This is a genomic window from Georgenia muralis (assembly GCF_003814705.1).
Classification (GTDB): domain Bacteria; phylum Actinomycetota; class Actinomycetes; order Actinomycetales; family Actinomycetaceae; genus Georgenia; species Georgenia muralis.
The window spans coordinates 1,617,480-1,640,984 of the sequence record NZ_RKRA01000001.1 but is presented as its reverse complement, the minus strand read 5'-3'; the positions used below and the strand labels follow the sequence as shown (position 1 = coordinate 1,640,984).

Annotated in this window: 21 protein-coding genes; 7 read left to right on the top strand and 14 right to left on the bottom strand. The window is 74.2% G+C overall.

Going from position 1 to position 23,505, the window contains the following annotated elements:
* Window positions 1-90: 90 nt before the first annotated feature.
* Complete coding sequence (locus EDD32_RS07225) at window positions 91-1,041, top strand: zinc-binding dehydrogenase (protein WP_123916235.1); 951 nt, start codon at window positions 91-93, stop codon at window positions 1,039-1,041.
* A gap of 136 nt (window positions 1,042-1,177) precedes the next feature.
* Here EDD32_RS07225 and EDD32_RS07220 read toward each other — a convergent pair whose 3' ends face one another.
* The 7 genes from EDD32_RS07220 to EDD32_RS07190 form a co-directional block, all read right to left on the bottom strand.
* Window positions 1,178-1,765, bottom strand: a complete 588-nt coding sequence (locus tag EDD32_RS07220; protein WP_123916233.1) for an NADPH-dependent FMN reductase — start codon at window positions 1,763-1,765, stop codon at window positions 1,178-1,180.
* A 261-nt stretch (window positions 1,766-2,026) separates the two neighbouring features.
* A complete protein-coding gene (locus EDD32_RS07215; RefSeq protein ID WP_123916231.1) occupies window positions 2,027-2,785 on the bottom strand; it encodes an SDR family NAD(P)-dependent oxidoreductase in 759 nt (252 codons plus the stop codon).
* A 329-nt stretch (window positions 2,786-3,114) separates the two neighbouring features.
* Window positions 3,115-4,287, bottom strand: a complete 1,173-nt coding sequence (locus tag EDD32_RS07210) for an ABC transporter permease (protein WP_123916229.1) — start codon at window positions 4,285-4,287, stop codon at window positions 3,115-3,117.
* The gene (locus tag EDD32_RS07205; protein ID WP_211338761.1) at window positions 4,284-5,222 is read right to left on the bottom strand and encodes an ABC transporter ATP-binding protein; all 939 of its coding nucleotides are present in this window, start codon (window positions 5,220-5,222) and stop codon (window positions 4,284-4,286) included. Before EDD32_RS07205 ends, EDD32_RS07210 begins: the two co-directional genes overlap by 4 nt.
* Before the next feature lie 78 nt (window positions 5,223-5,300).
* Window positions 5,301-6,797, bottom strand: a complete 1,497-nt coding sequence (locus tag EDD32_RS07200; protein WP_123916227.1) for a PP2C family protein-serine/threonine phosphatase — start codon at window positions 6,795-6,797, stop codon at window positions 5,301-5,303.
* 92 nt (window positions 6,798-6,889) lie between these two features.
* On the bottom strand, window positions 6,890-7,330 hold the full coding sequence (locus tag EDD32_RS07195) for a hypothetical protein (RefSeq protein WP_123916225.1): 441 nt from the start codon (window positions 7,328-7,330) through the stop codon (window positions 6,890-6,892).
* A 209-nt stretch (window positions 7,331-7,539) separates the two neighbouring features.
* Window positions 7,540-9,186 carry a S49 family peptidase gene (locus tag EDD32_RS07190; RefSeq protein ID WP_123916223.1) on the bottom strand — a complete coding sequence of 549 codons (1,647 nt, stop codon included), beginning with the start codon at window positions 9,184-9,186 and terminating at the stop codon, window positions 7,540-7,542.
* An 82-nt stretch (window positions 9,187-9,268) separates the two neighbouring features.
* Between EDD32_RS07190 and EDD32_RS07185 the strand changes: the two genes are divergently transcribed.
* The gene (locus EDD32_RS07185; protein ID WP_246006028.1) at window positions 9,269-10,492 is read left to right on the top strand and encodes an MFS transporter; all 1,224 of its coding nucleotides are present in this window, start codon (window positions 9,269-9,271) and stop codon (window positions 10,490-10,492) included.
* Between the two features lie 12 nt (window positions 10,493-10,504).
* On the opposite strand, the gene EDD32_RS18790 is transcribed toward EDD32_RS07185, so the two are convergent.
* The 3 genes from EDD32_RS18790 to EDD32_RS07175 all read right to left on the bottom strand — a co-directional run bounded on the left by EDD32_RS18790 (window position 10,505) and on the right by EDD32_RS07175 (window position 12,959).
* Complete coding sequence (locus EDD32_RS18790) at window positions 10,505-10,648, bottom strand: hypothetical protein (RefSeq protein WP_170175244.1); 144 nt, start codon at window positions 10,646-10,648, stop codon at window positions 10,505-10,507.
* Between the two features lie 59 nt (window positions 10,649-10,707).
* On the bottom strand, window positions 10,708-11,529 hold the full coding sequence (locus EDD32_RS07180) for an SDR family NAD(P)-dependent oxidoreductase (protein WP_123916221.1): 822 nt from the start codon (window positions 11,527-11,529) through the stop codon (window positions 10,708-10,710).
* Between the two features lie 119 nt (window positions 11,530-11,648).
* Window positions 11,649-12,959, bottom strand: coding sequence for an asparaginase (locus tag EDD32_RS07175; protein WP_246006027.1), 1,311 nt, complete (start codon window positions 12,957-12,959; stop codon window positions 11,649-11,651).
* Between the two features lie 358 nt (window positions 12,960-13,317).
* Here EDD32_RS07175 and EDD32_RS07170 point away from each other — a divergent pair, with 358 nt between their 5' ends.
* On the top strand, window positions 13,318-13,962 hold the full coding sequence (locus EDD32_RS07170; protein ID WP_123916219.1) for a thioredoxin-like domain-containing protein: 645 nt from the start codon (window positions 13,318-13,320) through the stop codon (window positions 13,960-13,962).
* A gap of 19 nt (window positions 13,963-13,981) precedes the next feature.
* Here the strand turns inward: EDD32_RS07170 and EDD32_RS07165 are convergent, their stop codons facing one another.
* Window positions 13,982-14,803, bottom strand: a complete 822-nt coding sequence (locus EDD32_RS07165) for an ABC transporter permease (RefSeq protein ID WP_123916217.1) — start codon at window positions 14,801-14,803, stop codon at window positions 13,982-13,984.
* On the bottom strand, window positions 14,800-15,834 hold the full coding sequence (locus tag EDD32_RS07160) for an ATP-binding cassette domain-containing protein (protein WP_123916215.1): 1,035 nt from the start codon (window positions 15,832-15,834) through the stop codon (window positions 14,800-14,802). Before EDD32_RS07160 ends, EDD32_RS07165 begins: the two co-directional genes overlap by 4 nt.
* Before the next feature lie 211 nt (window positions 15,835-16,045).
* Here EDD32_RS07160 and EDD32_RS07155 point away from each other — a divergent pair, with 211 nt between their 5' ends.
* From EDD32_RS07155 to EDD32_RS07145, 3 genes are read left to right on the top strand one after another with little or no spacing between them, the layout of a single operon-like run.
* Window positions 16,046-17,182 (top strand): glycosyltransferase, encoded by a 1,137-nt coding sequence (locus EDD32_RS07155; protein WP_123916213.1) that lies wholly within the window; start codon window positions 16,046-16,048, stop codon window positions 17,180-17,182.
* Window positions 17,170-18,285, top strand: a complete 1,116-nt coding sequence (locus EDD32_RS07150; RefSeq protein WP_246006026.1) for a glycosyltransferase — start codon at window positions 17,170-17,172, stop codon at window positions 18,283-18,285. Before EDD32_RS07155 ends, EDD32_RS07150 begins: the two co-directional genes overlap by 13 nt.
* The gene (locus EDD32_RS07145) at window positions 18,285-19,748 is read left to right on the top strand and encodes a glycoside hydrolase family 130 protein (protein ID WP_123916211.1); all 1,464 of its coding nucleotides are present in this window, start codon (window positions 18,285-18,287) and stop codon (window positions 19,746-19,748) included. The genes EDD32_RS07150 and EDD32_RS07145 overlap by 1 nt, the downstream gene beginning before the upstream one ends.
* 6 nt (window positions 19,749-19,754) lie before the next feature.
* Here the strand turns inward: EDD32_RS07145 and EDD32_RS07140 are convergent, their stop codons facing one another.
* Together EDD32_RS07140 and EDD32_RS07135 are read right to left on the bottom strand one after the other, a co-directional pair.
* Window positions 19,755-20,750: a glycosyltransferase family 4 protein gene (locus EDD32_RS07140; protein ID WP_123920292.1), complete on the bottom strand. Its 996-nt coding sequence runs from the start codon at window positions 20,748-20,750 to the stop codon at window positions 19,755-19,757.
* A gap of 78 nt (window positions 20,751-20,828) precedes the next feature.
* Complete coding sequence (locus tag EDD32_RS07135) at window positions 20,829-21,905, bottom strand: DNA polymerase IV (RefSeq protein ID WP_123916209.1); 1,077 nt, start codon at window positions 21,903-21,905, stop codon at window positions 20,829-20,831.
* Window positions 21,906-22,049: 144 nt separating this feature from the next.
* On the opposite strand from EDD32_RS07135, the gene EDD32_RS07130 reads away from it, so the two are divergent.
* Window positions 22,050-23,399, top strand: a complete 1,350-nt coding sequence (locus tag EDD32_RS07130; RefSeq protein ID WP_123916207.1) for an 8-oxoguanine deaminase — start codon at window positions 22,050-22,052, stop codon at window positions 23,397-23,399.
* Window positions 23,400-23,505 lie beyond the last annotated feature (106 nt).

The window sequence follows — 23,505 nt, the reverse complement described above, 5'->3', positions numbered from 1 at the left end:
GCGGCGGGACGGGGCCGGAGGTCCCGGAACCGGACGGGTCCGGTGCTGGAAGGTGGTGACGATCACACCCGACCTCCCGGAGGAGACACCATGAAGGCCTGGCACTTCACCACCACGAACGAGCCGCTCGTCGAGGCGGACATCCCCGAGCCCACGCCGGGCCCGGGGGAGGTGGTCCTGGACATCAAGGCCGCGGGCCTGTGCCACTCCGACGTCGGCGCCATGACCGACCCCGGCTGGCTCGCCCTCATCCCCCACCGACCCATCGTCATCGGGCACGAGATCGCCGGTGTCGTGGCCCGGGTCGGCGAGGGCGTGACCGAGGTCGCCGTCGGCGACCGGGTGGGGGTCTGCCCCACGGCGAGCGAGGGCGCACCCGGCTACGCGCGCGACGGCGGGTTCACCTACCAGCACCGCGTCCTGGCCGGCGACCTCGTGCCGATGCCGGAGGGCCTGACCTTCGAGCTGGCCGCCCTCGGCACCGACGCCGGGATGACCTCCTACCACGCGGTCATGGTCCAGGGCGGGCTGAGGAAGGGCGACAAGGTCGGCATCATCGGGTTCGGCGGGCTCGGCCAGGTGGGCGCCCGCGTCGCCGTCGTCAACGGTGCCGAGGTCCACGTCGCCGAGGTCAACGAGGCGGTGTGGGACCGGGCGCGTCAGGCGGGCGCCGTCTCGGTCGTCAAGGACGTGGCCGAGTGGGCCGGCCAGGACTTCGACGTCATCGTCGACTACGCGGGCTTCGGCACCACGACGGCGGACGCCGTCGCCGCGATCCGGCGGGACGGGCGCATCGTCATCGTGGGGATGGGCAGGCTCGAGGCCACCATCAGCACGCGCGACGTCATCCTCAAGCAGGCGACCCTCATCGGATCGAACGGCGGGACCAAGGAGGACGTGGCCGCGGTCTACGAGCTGCTCGCGCGCGGGGACATCTCCCCCGAGGTGACGGTGATCGGGTTCGACGACATCCCGCGTGGGCTCGACGACCTCAGGAACCACCGGGTCACGGGCCGCGTCGTCGCGCACATCGCGGACTGACGCGGCGCACCGGGCCGGTCAGGTCCTGACCGGCCCGGTCCAGGGGGTGGCCGGGACGACGACGCCCGGTGACGGCAGGGGCCGTCACCGGGCGTCGGTGGGACGTGCCGGCTCGCCGGTCCGCCCTCGGTCTGCGTCAGGCGTTGGCGCCGACGGCGGCGAAGTCGCCCGCCCGGACGGCCTCCATGGCCTTGGTCCAGGGCAGGAGCTGGTCGAGCATCGGGTCGACCGAGGCGACGGCCTGCTCGGTGGGGGTGAACGCCGAGAAGTTCTCGAAGTCGGTGAACAGGGACATCATCACGGTGTTGCGCACGTGGGCCATCTCCATCTCCGCGACGATCCCGCGCAGGTGCTCCACCGCGCGGGCGCCGCCGGCGGCGCCGTAGGAGACGAACGCCGCGGCCTTGTTGGCCACCTCGGGCTTGAGGTAGTCCAGGGCGTTCTTGAGGGCGCCGGTCACGGAGTGGTTGTACTCGGGGACGACGAAGACGTAGCCGTCGAACTCGGCCATCCTCGCCGACCACGCCCGGCCCTCGGCGGACTCCGCGGGGCCCCACGACGGGGACATGGGCTCCTGCCACAGCGGGAGGTTGAAGTCGGCGATGTCGACGACCTCGAACGTGGCGTCGTCGCGCCGGTCGGCGATGGACTTGACCCAGGTGGCGACGTTCAGGCTCTGCCGGCCGGGACGGACGCTGCCGGTGATGATGGCGATCTTCGTCATGGTGCTCCTCGAGGTGGGACGGGTTGTGTCCGGTACCTCCACCTCAATGCGTGAACATTCAACTTCATTCCGGACGGACGTCGTGGCATGCGCCACAGGCGGAGCGGTCGCGCATGTGCTGCGGCAGCGCCAGCCGGTGCTCGGACGCGTCGAGGTCCTCGGACGCGGCGTGGACCTCGGCGGTGCGCCGGACCGGCGCACGTCGGCGACGGTCCGGCCCAGCCGGGTCACGCGGCCCGCACCGGCCGCCTCACGCGTCGTCTACAGGGCCGACCACCCGCCGTCGGAGGGCAGGATCGCGCCGGTGACGTTGGCGGAGTCGTCGCTCAGCAGCCAGGTGATGGCCGCGGCGAGGTGCTCCGGCTCGGCGATCGGCGGGATGACCACCTGCATGAGCGGTCCCAGGCGCTCGGCGGCGAACTGCGAGGCCATCGGGGCCTCGATGTTCGTCCGCACGGCGCCCGGGGCGACGAGGTTCACCCGGATCCCCTTGGGGGCGTAGAGCACGGAGCAGCTCTTGGTGAAGCCGACGACGGCGTGCTTCGACGTCGTGTAGGCGACGCCGGCGGAGGAGCCGCGCAGTCCGGCCTCGGAGCCGACCGTGACGATGGAGCCCGCGCCGGCGCCCAGCATGAGCGGCAGGACCGCCCGGGTCAGGCGCATGACCGCGGTGACGTTGACCGCCATGACGCGCTCCCAGGTGGCGTCGTCGATCTCGTGGGCGGTGAGGAACTTGTCCATGATCCCGGCCACGTTGGCCAGGCAGTCCACGCGCCCGCCGGCCGCATCGACGACCGCGGCGACGCCGTCCTCGTCCGAGACGTCGGCCACGACGGTGGTGACGTCGGCGTCGGCGAGCTCGGCCGCGAGGCTGTCCAGCCTCTCCGCGACGACGTCGGTGGCGACGACGCGAGCGCCCTCCTGGGCGAGCCGGACGGCGGTGGCCCGCCCGATGCCCGACCCGGCGCCGGTGACGACGGCGGTCTTGCCGGTGAAGCGGCCGGGAGTGATCTGCGACATTGCGGTTCTCCTTCGGTGTGCGTGGGTACCAACGTGCCCATCGTCGTCCCGGGTGCGGCGCCGACATCGGGACCAAAGGGGGTGGACCGGCACGGATCGGGTGGTGTCCTACCAGGTGGCAAGGGTCGCGTCGCCCCGCGCGAGGGCCTTCGGTCCCATTCGCACGCCCGACCCACCGATACCTTCGGGGGTGTCCGGGTTCGACGGCACGCAGGGGCGGCCGCCGCACCCCCGCGGCCGGGCCCGTCACGGGCCCGGCCGCTGCCATGTCCGAGGCACGCTCCCGACCCGAGGCCCCTGGCTCCGTCGCCGTCGTGCGGCCGGTGGGGTCAGCCGGTCGCGTCCCGGCCGACGACGTCGCGCAGGCGGGCCCGTCGCCCGGTGACGAGCAGCGCCCTGTAGACGCGCGAGGCGAACGCGGCCAGCAGCGCCGCCGTCGCCGCGCTCAGCACCATGGCGAGGGCGAGCTGGTAGGCCGGCACCTCTCCCACGCTCCAGCGGATCGGCATGACCAGCGGCGCGCTGAGCGGGAAGATCGACGCGGCGACGCTCGCGGCGCCCTCGCTGTCGGTCGTCGCGACCGTCACGCCCACCATGTACCCCGCGACGAGGACGATGGTGATCTGGGTGATGCTCGCGCTGAGGTCGCTGAGCTTGTCCACGAGCGAGCCGGCCGCGGCGAAGAGGAACGCGTAGGTGGCGAAGCCGAGCACGAACCAGACCACGCCGAGCGCGATGTCCGTGGTGGCGACCGGCGGCAGCCCGACCGCGTCGGTGACCCGCACGGCCACGGCGAGCGGGGTGGCGAGCAGGAGGAGCTGGCCGAACGTCACCGCCCCGACCGCCAGCACGGTCCCGACCATCACCTGGCTGGGCCGCAGGACGGCGAGGAGCACCTCGGAGATGCGCGTCGACTTCTCCGTCGCCACCGCCGTGGCGATGGCGCTCCCGGCGAAGGTGACCGCCAGGTAGAGGACGATCCCGACGATGAACCCCACCCCGGCCCGGTCGGCGTCCTCCACGCCGCCGACCCCCACCTGCTCGGGCGGGACGACCGACTGCACGCCGGCGATCTCCTCAGGGTCCAGCCCGGCGGCGCCGAGCCGGTCGGCGAGCTCGACGGCGACCACCGCCTGGCCCACCAGGGCCGGGAAGAGCCCGCCGGGCTGGGCGGTGTAGAGGACGTCGCCGGCGAGCCCGGCGTCGGCGTCGCCCTCCTCGACGGCGAGGCGCACGGCGTCGTCGTCCGCCGCGGCGAGGTAGTCCACCTCGAGCTCCGCGGCCCGCGCCGAGGCGTCGAGGGTGGCGGCGAGACCGGTCGGGACCTCCCCGGCGGTGGCGAGGGTGAAGTCGCGCTCGTCCTGGCCGAGGAGCTGGGGCAGGAGGACGGCGGCCACGGAGAGCAGGAGGAGGAAGGCCGTGACGATCTTGAAGGTCCGCGAGCGCAGGTTCTCCCGGATCGCCCGACCGGTGACCAGCCGCGTGCCCGTCCACCACGTCATGACGCCTCCCGGCCGGCCGCGCGCAGGAACAGGTGGGACAGGGTGGGCAGGTCCAGGCCGAAGTCCTCGACCCGGCCCGCGGCGCGGGCTGCGTCGAGGACGGCGAGCGCGTCGGTGCCCGGCGACAGGGCCAGCCGCAGGCCGTCGGCGTCGTCGCTGACGACCACCGCCCCCGGGACACGGCCGAGCCAGGAGCGGTCCTCGGTGCGCACGAGGACGCGCAGCTGTCGCTCGCCGGTGGCGGTGCGGAGGGTGGCGACGTCACCCTCGAGCACGGTCCGGCCGTGGTCGACCATGACGATGTCCTCGCACAGGTCCTGGACGAGGTCGAGCTGGTGGCTGGAGAACAGCACGACGCACCCCTGCGCGGCGCGGCGGCGCAGCGTGTGGGAGAGGTTCTCCACCGCCACCGGGTCGAGTCCGGCGAACGGCTCGTCCAGGACGATGACGTCGGGTCCGTGCACGAGGGCGGTGGCGAGCTGGAGCCGCTGCTGCATGCCGCCGGAGAGCTTGTCGGTGCGGTCGGACCAGCGCTCGCCCAGGCCGAGCTCGTCGAGGAGCGTCCGCGCGCGGTCGACGGCGTCGCGGCGGCCCAGGCCGTGGAGGCGGCCGAAGTGGACCACCTGCTCGCCGGCGGGCATGGCCGGGTAGAGCCCGCGCTCCTGCGGCATGTAGCCCCAGCTGCGCCGGTCCTCGGTGTCGACGGCGCGCCCGTCGTGGGTGACGGTGCCGCGGTCCGGGGTCAGGACGCCCAGGAGAACCCGCAGCAGGGTCGTCTTGCCGGCGCCGTTGGGTCCGAGCAGTCCGGTGATGACGCCCGGGACCACGCTGAAGGAGACCCCGGCCAGCGCGGTGCGCGCGCCGAACGCGTGCGCGACGTCGTGCACGCCGAGCCCGGTCGCGCTGCCGGTGGGGCGGGAGCCCATGATGCCCATCGCCCCCGACCCTACTCACGACGGGTGGCCGCGGAGGGGCGATGGCCCGGGCGGGCGTGAGCGCGCTCCGGCGGTCCGCTACGCCGGGCGGCTGACCGCGAGGACGCACACGTCGTCCTCGGGCGCCCGGTCCCCCAGGCACCGGGCGAGGGCGGCGTCGAGGACCTCCTGCGCACCGGCGGGAGCGCGGCCGACGGCGTCCAGGAGCCGGTCGAGGCCGGTGGAGAGCACCTCCCCGCGGCGCTCGACCAGACCGTCGGTGAACAGCAGCAGGGCGCCGCCGGGGGCCAGGTGCGCGGTGCCGGAGCGGTACGCCCGCCCGCCGCCGAAGCCCAGCAGGGGCCCCTGGGCGCCGCGCAGCAGGCGCGGCGCCTCGCCGGGGGTGCACAGGACGGGGTAGGGGTGGCCGGCGCCGGCGTACTCCAGCTCACCGGTGACCGGGTCCAGGAGGACCACGACGGCGCTGGCCGCCCCCTCGGAGTCGGGGCTGCGCAGGAGGCCGTCGAGGTGGGCGAGGACCTGCGCCGGTCCGTGCCCCTGCCACGCGTACGCCCGGACCGCCGCGCTGACCCGGGCCATCAGCCCCACCGCCTCCACCCCGTGGCCGACCGCGTCCCCGGCGGAGAGGACGAGCCGGCCGTCGGCGGCGTAGACGACGTCGAACCAGTCACCGCCGAGGCGGACCTCCTCCGCCGCCGAGAGGTACCGCGCCGCGAAGCCGAGCGCGGGGTGCTCGGGCAGCCGGCCGGGCATGAGGTCGGCCTGGAGCCGCTCGAGGGCGCTGCGCTGCCGGGCGAGGGTCGCGGTCAGCTCGCGGCGCAGCCGGTGGACCTCCGTCTCGTCGCGGGCGACGGCCGCCACCCCCATCACCGGCCCGTCCGGGACCCGCACCGGGAAGAACGACTCGCGCCACACCCGCACCTCGCCCGGCACGGCGGGCGTCTCCCCGACGATCTCCACGTCGCGCAGGCCCTCGCCCGTCTCGAGGACGCGGCGCAGCACGGGCTCGGCGGTCTCACGCAGCTCGGGCAGCAGGTCGAACACGGCGGCACCCTCGTGCTCGGCCACGCTGAAGCCGTTCATCGTCGCCATCTCGCGGTTGACACGGAGGAAACGCAGGTCGGGGCTGATGAAGGTGAAGCCGATCGGGGCGTCGTCGAGGAGGGTCGCGACGATCGCCGCCTCCGCCGTCGCCAGGGTGCGCAGCCGCTCGTCGCGGCTGAGGTCGACGACGACGGCGATCCACCGCAGCCCCGGGCCGGCCGTCGTGACGATGGACACCAGCGCGGGGACCGACGTGCCGTCGCGGCGCTCGAGGTCCCTCATGTAGCTGGTGGCGCCGTCGCGGTCGAGGTCGGCCAGGGACGCGGCCGCACGCTCGACGTCCCGCGCGGTGGTGAGGCCGCGTCCGGAGATCCCCTCGGCCAGCTCCTCCCGGTCGCGCCCGATGATCCGCAGCAGCTCGTCGTTGGCGTCGACGAGCACCCCGTCCACGCCCCGGCCGATGCCGAGCGCGCGGGAGCGGAAGAGGGCGTCGAGCTCGGTGGCCCCGTTCCGATCGTCGCGGTTGATCACCGCTGAAAAGTACAGCGCCGCCGGGGAAATCTCGCGGGGAGCGGGTGCGGCTTCACATCCTGGATCTCGCCGAGGAGATCGAGGTGAGGTCCTCACCCACGAGGACTCGTCCGTACTCCCTGCGCGCGGCTGCGGGCGGGCTGGCGGATCGCCACCGTCGTCAGGGTTGCGGTCACTCCGAGCGCCGTCCACACCGCGACGCTGTTGAATCCGCGGACGAAGACGCCCGGGACCAGAAGGAAGTGCCACCCTTCCGCAGCGGCGGCGTTGAGCGGCATCCCACCTGCCTCGAGGAGGCCTAGGAGCAACCCGAGGATGAGCCCGGCGACCACGGCGGCCCGGAAGTGGCCCGTCCGGCCGGCGAGGAGCCAGACCGCTACGCCGGAGACCGCAAGTGAGCCGAGGAGGGCACCCCAGTGCGGGCCCGGCCCCTCCGGGACCACGATCCCCAGCGTGCGGACGGCGTCGAGGTACCCGAGAGTGACGAACCAGAGGAGGCCGGTGACGATGCCTGCGATGATCTGACGGACCATGGTGATCCCCCTGGGGCCGCGCGGAGACCGGCCGACGTACGACGGCCGCTGGGCACGACGCTAGGGCACGCCGTCACCGGCGGTCCACGCTCCGCCCTGCCGGCTGCTCAGCCGGCGACCCCAGCCTTCACACGCCGTCCCTCGGACGAGGGCCGCGCGACGCCGCTGGTGGTCCACGGAGCACCTCCCTGGCGCCTTGGAGCGGGTCCTCACCGGATGGTCACGGTGCTGTCCATCCACGTCAGGACCCGCTCCTGACCGAACGGCCACAGCCCCGCCAGGGTGCGTGCCGGGTCCTTGCCGAACGTGGGGGTTCCCGGGAGGGTGAACCCGTTCCCGGCCGCGCGCACCGGCGCATCGTCCGGCAGCCCGGCGAGGCGGCGGGCCGCGGCCACGCCCGCGTCGAGGTCGCCGAGCTCGTCCACCAGGCCCAGCTCGACGGCGTCGGCGCCGCTCCAGATCCGGCCCCGGCCGATCTCGTCCACCCGCTCGCGGGTGAGCCCCCGGCCGGTGGCGACCCGGTCGACGAACCGGTCGTACACCTCGCGCATCATCCGCTCGGCCCACGCGCGCCCGGCGTCGGAGAAGGGCCGGTTGGGGCTGTCGAAGAGGGCCTCCTCGCGCCCGACGACCTCGGGGTTGAGACCGTGCCGCTCGTTGAGCTGGGTGAGGACGGGCTTGCCCACCACCACCCCGATGCTGCCGGTGAGGGTGAAGGGGCTGGCCACGACGTGGTCGGCCCGGGCGAGGACGTAGTAGCCGCCCGAGCCCGCGACCTCGCCCATGACCGCGACGACCGGCTTGGTGCACCGCTCCACCGCCCGGCAGACGAGGTCGGAGGCGAGGGCGGACCCGCCCGGTGAGTCCACGTAGAGCACGATCGCCCTCGTCCGCTCGTCCCGGTCGGCCTTGCGCAGGGCGGCGACGACCGTGTCCGCGCCGGCGGTCGGGCCGGGCAGGAACGGCACGGGCGGGGTGGGTCTGCTGCGGCCCGAGACGATGGGGCCGATGACGGGGACGACCGTGACGCCGTCGGCCTTCCTGGCCGCCCTCCTCTCGCCGAGCTCGCCGAGCACGAGCTCCAGGGCGCGGCCCCAGTGCTGCTCGACCGGCGTGACGATCTCGTCGTCGTAGGCGACACGCGTGAGCAGTCCGGTCTCGAGGAGCTGCGTGGCGTTCGTGAGCTCCTCGGCGAACCAGGTCCGGGGAAGGTCCTCGTCGGGGTCGAACCACCGCCGGGCGACGTCGCCGTCGACCTGCCGGGCGCCGTGGAGGGTGGTCAGCCACGTCCGCTCGGCGGAGTCGAGGTAGGCGGTGAGCTGCTCACGGTCGTGGCTGTCCATGTGGTCCTCGGAGAACCGGGTGAGCGCCGACTTGTACTCGCGGATGCGCAGGTTCTCGAAGGCGATCCCGTGCCGGGAGAGGAAGGAGCCGTAGAAGGTCCGCTCGGCGGCGAACCCCGGCACCATGACCTCAGCGGACTCCGGCGCCACGACCTCCCTCACCCGCGCCCCCACGAGGAGGGTGCGCATCGACACGTGCGGGAGGTAGACGACGACCCGCTTGCCGGCGTCGAGGCGGCCCAGCGCGCGGCCGATCGCGTCGGAGGTGGCCAGCCCCGCGGTGAGGCCGGTGACGCGGACGAGGACCCCGGTGACCCAGTCGGCGTCGGCGATCCGCTCGAGCCGGGCCGTGAGCCCCTCGAGGGACTCCGAGCGGTGGAGGACGGCCTGGACCGGGTCGGCGGAGCGGTGCGCGGGGTAGCTGCCGTGGAGGTCGAGCACCACCCAGTCCGGCGCGGGGGCCGCGCTGTCGCGGCCGACGGCGAGGCGGAGGACGGCGGGCAGGTGCGGCATGTCCTGACACTACCCACCGGGCGGGCGCCCCGGTTCTGGACGGAGGAGGTCCGCCGCGTGCCGCCGTCCTACGATCACGTCGGTGACGTCCTTTCCCAGCGCCCGCGTCAGGGACGCGCTGCCGTGGCTGGTGGTGGTCGGCATCGTGCTGGTGGCGTTCAACCTGCGCGGACCGATCGTGGCCCCGGCGCTGGTCGTCGGGCAGATCCAGGACGAGGTGGGACTCTCGACCACGGTCGCCGGTCTCATCACCGGGCTGCCCGTGCTGTTCTTCGCCCTCGCCACGCCGCTGGCCACGTCGCTCATCCGGCGCGTGGGTCCCGAGCTCGCCGTCGTCACCGGCCTGCTCGGCGTCCTGCTCGGGACCGTGGTGCGCTCCGCCGGGGGCGCGGCGACCGTCCTCATCGGCACCGCGATCATCGGCGTCGCCATCACCGTGGGCAACATCGTCGTCCCCGTGATCATCCGGCGTGACGTGCCGTGGCGGCACGCGTCCGCGGTCACGGGGACGTACACGGCGGCACTGAACGTCGGCTCGATGATCACCTCCCTGGGCACCGCACCGCTCGCCGCGGCGGTGGGCTGGCGCTGGGCGCTCCTGACGTGGGGCGGCTTCGCCGTCGTCGGGACGGCGTTCTGGCTGCTGCTCGCCCGGCGCCGCCGCGCCGCGGCGGGGACGGCGTCGGCGGAGGAGCCGGCCCAGCCGGCGCCGGGCACCGTCAGCCGCATCGGCTGGTGGCTGGTGCTCGCCTTCGCCGGCCAGGCCTTCTCCTACTACGCGGTCACCGCGTGGCTGCCGACGCTGCTCGCGGACGGCCCCGGTCTCGACCCGGCCGCGGCGGGCGCGATCTCCGCGATCTTCCAGGTCGCCGCGGTGGTGGGGGCCTTCGGGGTGCCGGTCCTCGCCGCGCGGGCGCGGCCATGGGTGCCCGTGGCCGCCGTCGGGCTGCTGTGGTCCGCCCTGCCGGTCGGGCTGCTCGCGGCGCCCGAGGCGTACGTCCTGTGGTCCTTCGTGGGCGGCGTCGCGCAGGGGGGCGGGTTCACCGCGATCTTCTCGATCATCGCCCGGGTCACCCGGACCGACCGGGAGACGGCGTCGATCTCCGCCCGCGTGCAGACCGGCGGGTACCTGGCCGCGACGCTCGGCCCACCGGTCGCCGGGGCGCTCTACTCGGCGACCGGTGGGTGGACGGCGTCGCTGCTCGTGGTCCTCGCCGCGACGATCCTCTACAGCGCGGGCGGGATCCTCGCCGCGCGACTCGTGCCGAGGCGGCCGGGCGGCGGGCTCGGCGAGGTCCCTGGCTGACGGGCGCGGCCGTCAGCGGCGCTTCTTCCTGCCGCCGATCTTCGCCACCAGCTCCCGGGCCTTGCGCTGGTTCTGCGGCTTCGAGGCCTCGCGCTTGATGACCTGTGCGGCCTTGAGCGCGAGCCCGGTCTTGGCGAGCCTGCCGAGGAATGCCATGGTGCCTCCTGATCGGTGGGGCCGGGACGCTGGCGTACCGGCGGTGCGGTGACGGTATGTCAGACCGCGGGAACCCGCACCATCTCCGCGGAGCGCTCCCACAGGCCGCGCGCCAGGTCGGCGTCGTCAGCCTGCGGGTTGGTCCGGGCGACCTTCTTCTTCTCGTAGTACTCCCCCGACTGCCACCGCGAGCCGCGCGCGAGGAGCCAGAGCAGGGTCCGGGCCCCGCGGTCGGGACTCATGAGGAACACGTGCCGGAGCGGCGTCCGGTAGACGAGCCGCATGGCGCTCGTGCTGCCGTCGGCGAAGTTCGTCGCCACGCCACCGGGGTGGAACGCGGCGGCGGTCAGCCCGCGGGCGTGGAAGCGACGGTGCAGCTCCCGGGTGAAGAGGACGTTGGCGAGCTTGGCGTCGCCGTAGGCCTTCTCCGGGGTGTAGCGGCGGTGGTTGTCGAGGTCGTCGAGGTCCATCCGGCCGAAGAGACGTGCCGCGACGCTGGAGGTGTTGACGACCGTGGCCCGGCTCGTCAGGAGCCGGTCCATGAGCAGGTTGGTGAGGAGGAACGGCGCGAGGTGGTTGACCTGGAGGGTCTTCTCGAAGCCGTCCTCGGTGAGCTCCCGCTCGCCCATGATGCCGCCGGCGTTGTTGACGAGGACGTCGATGCGGGCGTGGTCGGCGGCGAGACGCTCGGCCAGGCTGCGCACCTCGGCCAGGCGGGCGAAGTCCGCCACGTGGAAGGGGGCGCCGAGCTCGGCGGCCACGGCCGCCGTCTTGTCCGGCGAGCGGCCGACGACCACGACCTGCTCGCCGTCGGCAGCGAGCCGGCGGGCCGCGGCGGCGCCGATGCCGTCGCTGGCGCCGGTGATGACGATGGTGCGCACGGGTTCTCCTCGGGTCGGGACTGCTCCGACCCTACGCACGCGTCGGCGCGTCGGCCCGCGGGAACGGCGGGGACGGCCCGGGAGCCCGCCGGAGCGGGGACGCCCGGGCCGCCCTGGTCTCAGGCCTTGCCCTGGCCGGGTGCCGTACCGGCCACCGGCGCCGTCGTCTCGAACTCGGGGTTCCCCAGCGAGGTCACCCACTCCAGGACCTGCGCCGGGTCCTCCGGGGCGAAGGCGAGGCTGAGGAGGAGCAGCAGCCGGGCCTTCTGCGGGATCAGGTCGTCACCGGCGATGACGCCCTCACCTCCGCCGTACACCGAGCCCGATCCGGTCCGCGTGGTGCTCACGAACGTCACGCCGTCCGCGACGGCCGCCGCGCGTGCGGCCCGCTGGGCCGAGCTGATCCCGCCGGCCCCCGTGCCCGCGGTGACGATGCCCTCGACCCCGGCCTCGGCGAAGGCGGTGATGGCCTCGCCGCCGGCCTCCTGGTAGCCCCAGACGACCTCGGTGCGCGGGAGGTCGCTCGCCTCGACCGTGCTCAGGTCGAACGGGGTCGCCCAGCGCTCGGGGTTGTCGCACGTCTCGACCCGCGCCGGGGCGCGCCCGACCTTGATGTTGTCGCCGTCGATCCAGCCGAGGACGCCGAACTCGCGGGACTGGAAGGTGTCCGCGCGGTACGAGCTGGTCTTGGTGACGTCGCGGGCGGCGTGGAACTCCTCGTTGAGCATGAGGACCGTGCCGTAGCAGTAGGTGGCCTGGCTCGCCGCGAGGGTGATCGCGTTGTAGAGGTTCGCCGGCCCGTCGGTGCCGAAGACCTGCACCTGCTCGCCGTTCTCGTCGAGCGCGCCCCACGGACGCATGGCACCGGTGGTGACGACCGGCTTGCGGCTCTGGACGGTGAGGTCGAGCCAGTAGGCGAACTCCTCCATCGTGTCCGTGCCGCTCGTGACGACGACGCCGTCGGAGGTCTCCAGCGCCTCCTCCACCACGGCGGTGAGCTCGTGGAACTGGGCGATCGTGTAGCCGCTGGAGCCGCTGTTGCCGAACTGGATCGTCTCGACGTCGGCCACCTCGCCGATCTCCGGGCTGATCTGCGCCACGAGGTCCTCGATGGCGATCCGGCCGGACCGGTAGCTGGTGAAGCTGCTCCGCGAGTCCGCGATCGCCGAGATCGTGCCGCCGGTCCCGATGACGGTGACCGTGGGCGTCGTCGACCTCGCGGCGCTCACGGCCGTGGTGTAGGCCGCGCTCTGGACCGACGCCGGCTCCACAACTCCCGAGGCCGCCGTTGCGGGGACGGCCGCCGGGACGGCCGCGGGGGACGCGCCGATCGCCCCGGCCACAACCGCCGCCGTCACTCCGGCGGCGAGGACCGGCGCGAGCGCGCGGGTCAGCACGGTGGTGCGCCGGTCCATCGATGTCTCTGTCACGTCTGTCTCCCCAGGTCGGTGTGGTGCTGATGAGGAGAGGTGTAAAGATCCGGGGATACCGAGGGGTTACTCGCCTATTTCGCTCTGTTGCCCGTCGGTAACCGGTTCGTGACGTCGCAGGTGGGCCGGTCGAGGCGGCGGAGCGCGCATCGGGGCTGCCCGGCGCGCGTCCCGTCGAGACCGTCCGAGCTCGCCGCCGGGGCGCTCATGAACGTTCGGTCAAGATCCGGCGCGGAAGGGGACAGCGTCCGGGCGACGCACCTACGGTGGTCAGCACACCCGGAGCGACGACGGTCGCGCCGCCGGGCGCCCCGACCACGATGCGCCGCCAGGCGCCCCGCCAAGGTGACGGAGAACAGTGAGCACCAGCAAGGAGCGGCACGAGGAGCGCACCGCCCGGATGGCGGCCGTGCGCGCCGAGCACGGCCGCCGGGAACGACGTCGCCGCATCATCACGGTGGGCGCGGTCGGGGTGACCGTGCTCGCCCTCGCCGGCGCGACCACCGCGGTCATCCTGGACGCACGGAGCGAGCAGGCCAGGGTGGTCGCGGCCGCCGCGCAGCCGATCCCGGAGGTCGAGGAGACGACCGGTCTGTCAGCCGAGCACGTCGAGGCCACGATCGCACCGTCGGCCCTGCCCCCGCTCGGTGGCGACCACGCCCCGGTGTGGCAGAACTGCGGCATCTACGACTCCCCCGTCCCCGCGGAGAACGCCGTGCACTCGCTCGAGCACGGCGCCGTCTGGGTGGCCTACCGGCCGGACCTGCCGGCCGACCAGGTCGCCGAGCTCCGGGACCAGGCCGAGGGCGAGGCCTACGCGCTCGTGAGCCCCTACCCCGACCTCGCCGCGCCGGTGGTGCTCACCGCCTGGGGGGTGCAGCTCGAGCTCGACGACGCCGAGGACGACCGCATCCCCGCCTTCCTCACCAGGTACCTCCAGGGCGAGCAGACCCCCGAGCCCGGCGCCTCCTGCTCCGGCGGCAACGGCACACCGGTCGGCTGAGCGGGCTGAGCGGGCCGGCTCAGCGGGCCGCGGCCCGCTGGTACTGCCGCACCGTCAGCGGCACGAAGATCAGCAGGAGGACCGCGCCCCACAGGAACGTGTACAGCACGGGGTTCTGCAGGGGCCAGGCGTCCGGCGGCGGGGTGCCGGGCACGACGTTGCCGAACAGCTCGCGGGCAGCCTGCGTCACGGACGAGACCGGGTTCCACTCGGCGAAGGTCTGCAGCGCGCCGGGAAGGTTCTCCGACGGGACGAACGTGTTGGCGAGGAACGTCAGCGGGAAGATCACGACGAAGACCGCGTTGTTGAACACCTCAGGGGTGCGCACGAGCAGCCCGACGTAGGCCATGAGCCAGCTGATGCAGTACGCGAACCAGAGCATGAGCAGGTAGCCCAGGGCCGCCTCGGCCACCGACGTGCTGATCCGCCAGCCCACCACGAGACCGGTCAGACTCATGATCACCACGGTGAGGACGTTGTTGACGACGTCGGCGTTGGTCCGCCCCACCAGGACCGCCGACGGTGCCATCGGCAGGGACCGGAACCGGTCGATGATGCCCGTCTTGAGGTCCTGCGCCATGCCCGAACCGGTGATCGTGGCACCGAAGATCACCGTCTGGGCGAAGATGCCGGCGATGAGGAACTCCCGGTAGGTGGCGGGGTCGACGTCGGCGCCACCGGGGAAGGAGATGGAGCCGCCGAAGACGTACGCGAAGAGCAGGACGAACATGATCGGGGCGATCAGGGAACCGACGAGGAGGTCGGGGACCCGCTTGATCTTGATGAGGTTGCGCCGGGTGACGGTCCAGCCGTCGACGAACGCGTGGGTGAGGGAGGTCATGACCGTCCTCCCTCGGCGGTCACGTCGGCGGGGCCGGACGTCGCCGTCAGCGGCGGGTTGTTCGCGGTGGCGGACCCGGGCCGCGCCGCAGCCGTCTCGCTGGGGTGCCCGGTGAGGGTGAGGAAGACGTCGTCGAGCGTGGGCCGGCGCATGCCGACGTCCTGCACCTCGATGCCCGCCTCGTCCAGCGCCCGCACGGCGGCGACGAGGGTCGCGGCGCCGCCGTCGGACGCCGCGGTGAGCGACCGGGTGTGCTCCTCGGTGGCGACCTCACCCAGGGCGACGCCCGCGAGGGCCGACCGGGCGGCGGGCAGGTCGGTCTCGTGCGCGACCGTGACCTCGATGCGCTCGCCGCCGACCTGGGCCTTGAGCTCGTCGGAGGTGCCCTCGGCGATGACCCGCCCCTGGTCGATGACGGCGATGCGGTCCGCGAGCCGGTCGGCCTCCTCCAGGTACTGGGTGGTGAGCAGCAGCGTGGTGCCGCCGGAGACGAGCTCGGCGATGATCTCCCACATGCCCAGGCGGCTGCGCGGGTCCAGCCCGGTCGTCGGCTCGTCGAGGAAGAGGACCTCCGGCTCGGCGACGAGCGCCCCGGCGAGGTCGAGCCGGCGTCGCATGCCGCCGGAGTAGCCCTTGACGGGGCGCCTGGCGGCGTCGGTGAGGTCGAAGCGCTCGAGCAGCTCCCACGCCCGTGCGCGGGAGCGGCGGATGCCGAGGTGGTAGAGCCGCCCCACCATGTCGAGGTTCTCGAACCCGGTGAGGTTCTCGTCCACGGCCGCGTACTGGCCCGAGACGCCGATCCGTTCGCGCAGCGCCCGGGCGTCGCTCACGACGTCGAGCCCGCCCACGCTCGCCGTGCCGGCGTCGGGGCGCAGGAGCGTGGTCAGGACGCGCACGGCGGTGGTCTTCCCGGCGCCGTTGGGCCCGAGCAGGCCAAGGACGGTGCCGCGCTCGACCGTGAGGTCCAGGCCGTCGAGGGCCTTGACCTTGCCGTAGTGCTTGACCAGGCCCTGGGCGGTGATGATCGACACCGGACCAGTGTGGGGGTGGGCACTGACATCAGGACAGCGAATTCGCCCGAAGCGTGACGATCCGGGCGCTGAGGCGCCGTGAACGCGGAGACGGGCCACCCCGTTCACTCGTTCCTGGTGCGCGGGCCTTGACGGCGGGGCGCACACTGAGGGGTCAAGGCATCCGGTTCAGGGCAGCTCCCGCTGCCCCACCCGGCTCAGGAGGCCGGCGATGACCGAGTACGGGTTCCTCAGCACGTTCCCCCCCACCCAGTGCGGCCTGGCGACGTTCACCACCGCGCTCATGGCGTCTCTCGTCCGGCCGGGGGTCGACACCGCCCGTGTGGTCCAGGCGGTGGAGGAGCTCCGCACCGTCGCGGACCCCGTCGTCGGGAACCTCGTCGCCGGGGACGAGGTCAGCGCGCGCCGCACGGCAGAGCTCCTCGGCAGGTGCGACGTCGCCGTCGTCCAGCACGAGTACGGCATCTACGGCGGGCCGGACGGGGACGAGGTTCTCGGCGTCCTCCAGGCACTGCACGTGCCGACCATCCTCGTTCTCCACACCGTGCTCTCCGACCCGTCCCCGCACCAGCGCGAGGTCCTCGAGGCCGCGGCCGCGGCGTCGGACGCCGTCGTGACGATGGCCCGGACACCGCGGCAGCGGCTCGCACGCGGGTACGAGATCGACATGGCCAAGGTCCACGTCATCCCGCACGGGGCGCCCCCGCTGCCCGCGGTGGCCGCTCGGGACGAGACGAGCCGTCGCCCGACCGTCCTGACGTGGGGCCTCATCGGTCCGGGCAAGGGGATCGAGTGGGGCATCGAGGCCATGGCGCACCTGCGCGACCTGGACCCTCAGCCGCACTACGTCGTCGTCGGAGAGACCCACCCCAAGGTGCGGATCCACCAGGGTGAGGCCTACCGCACGGCCCTGGGGGAGCGGGCCCGCGAGCTCGACGTCGAGCCGATGGTCACCCTCGACGCCCGCTACCTCACGAGCGAGGACCTGGCGGAGCTGGTCGCCGGCGCCGACCTGGTGCTGCTGCCCTACGAGTCCACCGACCAGGTCACCTCGGGCGTCCTCGTCGAGGCCGTCGCCGCCGGGATCCCGGTCGTCGCCACCCGCTTCCCGCACGCGGTCGAGCTGCTCGAGACCGGCGCGGGACGCGTGGTGCCCCACCGTGACCCCGCGGCCATGGCCGCGGCGATCCGGGACGTCCTCACCCGGCCCGACCTCGCGGCCGCCATGCGGCGGGAGGCTGCGACCATCGCGCCGACCCTGCTGTGGTCGGCCGTCGGCGAGCGGTACCGACGGCTCGCCGCCGCGATCCGCACACCCGGCGCGGCGGTGCGCCGGTGGGACGCCTGAGCGCAGCCGCGCGGATGCTCGCGCCGGCCGAGCCGCTCCTCGACCACCTGGCACGCCTGACCGACGCCCGGGGGCTGTTCGAGCACGCGCTCGGCGACGTGCCCCGGCCCGAGCACGGCTACTGCGTCGACGACGCCGCACGGGCCCTCGTGGTCGTCTGCCGGGAGCCGGCGCCCGGCCCGGCGGTGCTGCGGCTGGGCGAGCAGTACCTCGCCCTGTGCGTCGCGGCGACCGTCCCCGACGGACGCGCCCGCAACCGCATGGACACCGCAGGCCGCTGGACCGACCAGCCCGCCCTCGGTGACTGGTGGGGGCGTGTGCTGTGGGGGCTGGGCACCGCGGCCGCCCACGGGCCGCCGCAGTACCGCGAGCGCGCCCTGACCGCCTTCGCCACCGGGGCCGGACGGCGGTCCCCGGACCTGCGGGCGACGGCGTTCTCCGTGCTCGGGGCCGGCGCGATCGTCGGCCGGGCGAGCCCCGACGCCGCGACGGCACGTGCCACGGCCCTGCTCGACGACGCCGCCCGTACCCTCCACGCGCTCGTCCTCGACGCCCCCGGCGACGGCGGGCCCGGCGACGTCGGGCCGGGCGAAGGCGGGCCGGGTGACGGCGGACCGGGCGGCGCCTGGCCGTGGCCGGAGCCGCGTCTGACCTACGCCAACGCCACCGTGCCCGAGGCGATGCTCGTCGCCGGCTCGGCGCCGGGCCACGAGGCCCTGATCACCCGCGGCACCAGGCTGCTCGCCTGGCTGCTCGAGGTCCAGACCCACCAGGGGCACCTCTCCGTGGTCCCGGTCGGCGGCCGCGGCCCCGCCGAGCCGCCCCCCGGCTTCGACCAGCAGCCCAGCGAGGTCGCCGCGACCGCCGACGCGTGCGCCCGTGCCCACGACCTCACGGGCGAGGTGCGCTGGCTCGACGGCGTCGCCCTCGCCCGGGACTGGTTCCTCGGCGACAACGACGTCGGCGTTCCCATGCTCGACCCGCGCACCGGCGCGGGCTACGACGGTCTGACCCCGCTCGGCCGCAACGACAACCGCGGCGCCGAGTCGACGCTCGCCGCGATCTCCACCCTCCAGCAGGCGCGCCGTCTGGGGTTGACCTGATGCCGGCGGTCACGCGCCACCCCGGTCAGACGCTCCGGGCGGACCCCGCCCGCGTCATCGCGCGTCTCTTCCTGCCCGCGGTGGACCTGCCGCCGCACGTGGGCATGCAGGCCGTGGTGGAGAACGTCCTCGACCTCGACGAGGCGGAGGTCGAGACCGCCGCCGCCGCGATCGCCGACGACTTCGGCGCCCGGCACACCGACCTCCCGGCCATCCTTCGGGAGCACGCCTCGACGGTCGCCTCCCGCGCCGGCGGGACGCCCCCGCTGTCGCCGGCCCGGCAGGTGCTCCTCGGTGCGGTCTTCACCGCCGAGCACGCCGTCGAGGGCGCGGCGCTGTGCAACCCGAGCGTCGTGGCGCACCCCGACCAGGACGACCTCGCGCCGGGCGCGCTCCGGGTGGCGGTGAGCCTGCGCGGGATCAGCGAGGGCCACGTCTCGGCGATCGAGTTCGCCACCGCCGTCGTCGGGTCCGGTCCGAGCTGGACGTTCGAGCCGCGCGAGCACCCCCTGGTACCCGGGCACAGCGCCCCGGACCCGGTTCCCCGGTCCCACCTGCGCTCGATGCTCGAGGACGCCGACGGGCTCGACCTCCTCGCCCGCGCGGTCCTCGAGCAGCTCCCGGGACGGTGCACGAGCCAGGACCTGGAGACCGTGCTCGAGCGCCAGCCCACCGACCTGCTCATCCACCCCGACGCCGCCGCCACCGCCCAGCTCCTGCGCCGGCTCGTCTCCTCGTCCTACTCGGTGGGCTTCCCGGCCGGTGCGGGCCTGAGCCGGCGGGTCCTCCTGCCCTCCGACCCCCAGGAGGTCCAGGGCATGGAGGACGCGCGCTTCGTGCGGTTCGACGACGACGGCACCGTGGAGTACCGCGCGACGTACACCGCCTACGACGGCCGAGGTGTCGCCTCGCGGCTGCTGACGACGACGGACCTCACCACGTTCCGCTCCGCCCGCCTCGCCGGCCAGGAGGCGCACAACAAGGGCATGGCCCTGTTCCCGCGGACCGTCGGCGGGCGGCACCTCGCGCTGAGCCGCTCCGACGGCGCCCGCACCTCGCTGGCGACCTCCGACGACGGGCTGACGTGGGACCGTTCGGCGCTCGTCGAGGAGCCGCGCTCGGTCTGGCAGCTCATGCGGGTGGGCAACAGCGGGTCGCCGCTGGAGACGCCGGAGGGCTGGCTGGTCCTCACCCACGGCGTCGGCCCGATGCGCCGCTACGCCGTCAGCGCCCTGCTCCTCGACCTCGACGACCCCACCCGCGTGCTGCGCAAGCTGGAGCGGCCGTTCCTCGTGCCGGAGGACGACGAGCGCGAGGGCTACGTCCCGAACGTCGTCTTCACGTGCGGGGCGATCATCCACGACGCCACCCTGTGGGTGCCCTATGGGATCGGCGACGCCCGGGTCTCCGTCGCCTCCGTGCCGCTCGGCGAGCTCCTCGAGGAGATGCGGCCGGTGGCCTGACCGCGTTCAGCGGGTCCCGGCCAGCACCTTCTCGTAGACCTGGAGGTACTGCGTGACCATCCGGTCCACACCGAAGCGCTGCTCCGCCCGGGCACGCACCGCGGCCCGGTCCAGCGCGAGCGCCCCGGCCAGGGCGGCGACGGCGGAGGGCACGTCGCTCGCGAGGTAGCCGGTGACGCCGTCGTCGACCACCTCGGCCATCGAGCCCAGCCGGTACGCCACGACCGGGGTCCCGCACGCCATCGCCTCGACCACCGAGAGGCCGAACGGCTCGGGGAAGGCGATCGGGTGCAGCAGGGCCGCCGCGGCGCCGAGGACCTCCGCCCGCCGCTCGGGTCCCACGGACCCCAGGTAGACGACGCGGTCGCCGTCCACGTGCGGCTCCACCTGCTCGCGGAAGTACCGCTCGTCCTGCACGATGCCGCAGATCACCAGCCGGCGTCCGGCCGCCCGCGCGATGTCGATCGCCTCCGCGGTGCCCTTGTCCGGGTGGATGCGCCCGAAGGCGACGAGGGCGTCCCCGCCCGGTCCCGCCGGCAGCTCGGTGAGGTCGACGCCGTGGTGCACCGTGGCGACGTAGTCCAGGTCGGGCGAGCGGTCGGCGTCCGAGATCGCCACGAAGGCCGAGCGCCCACGGGTGTACGCCGGCAGGATCCCTGGCCCCGAGAAGCCGTGGATCGTGGTGACCATGGGGGCACGGGAGTGCGCGGAGAACGCCAGCGGCATCCAGTCGAGGTGGTTGTGCACGAGGTCGAAGCCGCCCGAGAGCGCCAGGGCGCGCGAGACGTGCAGCGCCTCCCAGACCCGCCCGTCCATCGACGGGTCCTCGGTGTACCCGTGGGGGCACACGCCCTCGAGGATCGCGCCGGTCACGGAGTCGAGGGTGGCGAAGAGGGTCACGTCGACGCCGCGTGCGACGAGCCCCTCGGTGAGCAGGCTCGTCACCCGTTCCCACGGCCCGTAGTGCCGCGGCGGCGTCCGCCAGGCCACGGGGGCGAGCATCGCGATCCGCACGGTCACCGTCCCGGGTCCGGTCGAGGGCACCCCATGGTGCTCGCCGCGGTGCCCGGGGGCAACCCCCTACAGCCGTCCGCGCACCGGCGTCCGCTCGACCGGGTCCCCGCCGTCGGGCATGACCATCTCCGCGCGCACCCCGAGGAGGCGGACCTCGCGGTCGTGGTCGAGCCCCTCGGCGAGCTCCAGGGCCGCGGCGACGACGTCGCCCCGTACCGACGTCGGGGCCGCCAGCTTGTGGCTGCGGGTGCGGGTCTCGAACGGGGCGTAGCGGATCTTGAGCGTGACCCGGGTGACGGGCCGGCCCTCGGCGGCGGCGTCGTCGGCGGCCTGCCCGGCGAGCTCACGCACGGCGGAGGTGACCTCCTCCGGCGTCGTGAGGTTGTGCTGGAACGTCGTCTCGCGGCTGTGGCCGCGGGCCACCCAGGGCGAGTCGTCGACCACCGCGGGCCCGACCCCCCGGCCGAGCTCGGAGTACCACACGCCCATCCGGGGCCCGAACTCGCCGGTGAGCACCTCCACCGGTGCGGCGGCGAGCTGGTCCACGGTGACGATGCCGAGCCCGGCGAGGCGGCGGGAGACCTTGGACCCCACGCCCCACAGGTCGATGGTGGGCCGCTCCCCCATGACCTCGGCCCAGCTCTCGGCGGTCAGCCGGAAGATCCCGGCCGGCTTGCCGAACGTCGTCGCGATCTTCGCGCGGACCTTGTTGTCGCCGATCCCGACCGAGCAGTGCAGACCCGTCGCCTCGAGCACCACCTCCTGGGCACGCCGGGCCAGGGCCTCGGGGTCGTCGGTCCTGGCGCCGAGGAAGGCCTCGTCCCAGCCGAGGACCTCCACGACGGCGCCGAGCCCACGCAGAGCGGTCATCACCCGCTCCGACACCTCCTCGTAGGCGGGCGCGTCCACCGGCAGGACGATCGCGTCGGGGACCTTGCGGACCGCGACCTTGAGCGGCATGCCCGACCCGACGCCGAACGCACGAGCCTCGTAGGAGGCGGTGGACACGACGGCCCGCTCGGTGGGGTCCCCGCGGCCGCCGACGATGACCGGCAGTCCGGCGAGCTCGGGGCGGCGCAGCACCTCGACCGCGGCGATGAACTGGTCGAGGTCGACGTGCAGCACCCAGGCCTCGTCGTTCATGGGACGAGTCTCGCCGCCGTCGCCGCCGCCCGCTAGGTTGGGACGCAGCTTCCCGTCCGCGCAGCGGTGACGATCCGGGCCTCGAGCAGAACCCGGGACAGGGACGACCGCCCCACGAGGGCGACGCTCGCCCGGAGGCCCGCCATGGTCGAGACCGTCATCCACGACGCCCACGTGGTCGTCGACGAGGGCTGGGAGATCCCCGGCGGGTGGGTCGCGCTCGACGGCGGGCGCGTGCACGCCGTCGGCGGGCCGGGCGACCCCCAGCCGACGGCGACGCACCGCGTCGACGCCGGCGGCCGCCTCCTCACGCCGGGGCTGGTCAACACCCACCACCACATGTACCAGAACCTCACCCGCGCCTACGCCCCGGCGATCAACGGCTCCCTCTTCCAGTGGCTGACCACCCTGTACCCGCTGTGGGCGCGGCTCGACGAGGAGGCGGTGCACCTGTCCACCTACGTGGGGATCGCCGAGCTGCTCCTCGGCGGGTGCACGACGTCGTCGGACCACCTGTACGTCCACCCGCGACCGAACCTCATCGACGCCCAGGTGGCTGCCGCACGCGAGATCGGCTTCCGGTTCATGGCCACCCGCGGCTCGATGACGCGCTCGGTCGACGACGGCGGGCTGCCGCCGCGCGAGGTCGTCCAGGACGAGGAGACGATCCTCGCCGACAGCGAGCGGCTCGTCGCCCGCTACCACGACCCCTCGCCCGGCGCCCTCACCCGGGTGGCGCTGGCGCCGTGCTCGATGTTCTCGGTCTCCGAGAGCATCATGCGCTCCACGGCCGAGCTCGCCGAGCAGCACGACGTGCGGCTGCACACCCACCTCGCGGAGGACCGCGACGAGGACGTCTACAGCCAGGAGGTCTACGGCTGCCGGCCGGTGGAGTACTTCGAGCGGGTCGGGTGGGCGTCGTCGCGGTCGTGGGTCGCGCACTACGTCTACGGCTCCGAGACGGAGAACCGGCGCCTGGCCGACGCCGGGGTCTCGGCCACGCAGTGCCCGAGCTCGAACATGATCCTCGCCGGGGACACCGCCGACGCGATGGCGCTGCGCGGGCTCGGCATGGCGGTCGGGCTCGGCTGCGACGGCTCCGCCTCGAACGACGCGGCGTCGATGTGGCTGGAGACCCGCGGGGCCCTGCTGCTGGGCCGGTACCGGCACGGTCCGGGATCGATGACCGCCCGCGACGCGCTGTCGATGGCCACCCGCGGCGGTGCCCGGAACCTCGGCTGGGACGACGAGATCGGGCACCTGCGACCGGGCGCCTGCGCCGACGTCGTCGTGTGGGAGTCCTTGCCGCTCACCCTCGCGGGAGCACTCACGGACCCGGTGGAGGCCTGGCTGCGGACGGGACCGTCGCGCGCCTGGTCCTCCTTCGTCGGCGGCCGGGAGCTGGTGCGGCAGGGCGAGCTGCTCCTCGGCGGGCTCGAGGACGTCCTGCGCCGGCACCGGGCGGTGGCGACGGCGATCCAGGGTCTGGGGTAGCGGACCGGGGCGCCGCGTGTCCACGCCAGGGCGCCCGGTCCGGTCAGCACCTCCGCGTCGAGGTCGAGGGGTCCGGGGCGAGGTCGACGTTCCGCGCTGCTGGCTC

What these genes read in the sequence shown, in the direction of transcription:
- EDD32_RS07225 (WP_123916235.1), top strand. Translation starts at nt 91, where the DNA reads ATGAAGGCCTGGCACTTCACCACCACGAACGAGCCGCTCGTCGAGGCG.
- EDD32_RS07220 (WP_123916233.1), bottom strand. Translation starts at nt 1,765, where the DNA reads ATGACGAAGATCGCCATCATCACCGGCAGCGTCCGTCCCGGCCGGCAG.
- EDD32_RS07215 (WP_123916231.1), bottom strand. Translation starts at nt 2,785, where the DNA reads ATGTCGCAGATCACTCCCGGCCGCTTCACCGGCAAGACCGCCGTCGTC.
- EDD32_RS07210 (WP_123916229.1), bottom strand. Translation starts at nt 4,287, where the DNA reads ATGACGTGGTGGACGGGCACGCGGCTGGTCACCGGTCGGGCGATCCGG.
- EDD32_RS07205 (WP_211338761.1), bottom strand. Translation starts at nt 5,222, where the DNA reads ATGGGCATCATGGGCTCCCGCCCCACCGGCAGCGCGACCGGGCTCGGC.
- EDD32_RS07195 (WP_123916225.1), bottom strand. Translation starts at nt 7,330, where the DNA reads ATGGTCCGTCAGATCATCGCAGGCATCGTCACCGGCCTCCTCTGGTTC.
- EDD32_RS07190 (WP_123916223.1), bottom strand. Translation starts at nt 9,186, where the DNA reads ATGCCGCACCTGCCCGCCGTCCTCCGCCTCGCCGTCGGCCGCGACAGC.
- EDD32_RS18790 (WP_170175244.1), bottom strand. Translation starts at nt 10,648, where the DNA reads ATGGCATTCCTCGGCAGGCTCGCCAAGACCGGGCTCGCGCTCAAGGCC.
- EDD32_RS07165 (WP_123916217.1), bottom strand. Translation starts at nt 14,803, where the DNA reads ATGACCTCCCTCACCCACGCGTTCGTCGACGGCTGGACCGTCACCCGG.
- EDD32_RS07155 (WP_123916213.1), top strand. Translation starts at nt 16,046, where the DNA reads ATGACCGAGTACGGGTTCCTCAGCACGTTCCCCCCCACCCAGTGCGGC.
- EDD32_RS07145 (WP_123916211.1), top strand. Translation starts at nt 18,285, where the DNA reads ATGCCGGCGGTCACGCGCCACCCCGGTCAGACGCTCCGGGCGGACCCC.
- EDD32_RS07140 (WP_123920292.1), bottom strand. Translation starts at nt 20,750, where the DNA reads ATGCTCGCCCCCGTGGCCTGGCGGACGCCGCCGCGGCACTACGGGCCG.
- EDD32_RS07135 (WP_123916209.1), bottom strand. Translation starts at nt 21,905, where the DNA reads ATGAACGACGAGGCCTGGGTGCTGCACGTCGACCTCGACCAGTTCATC.
- EDD32_RS07130 (WP_123916207.1), top strand. Translation starts at nt 22,050, where the DNA reads ATGGTCGAGACCGTCATCCACGACGCCCACGTGGTCGTCGACGAGGGC.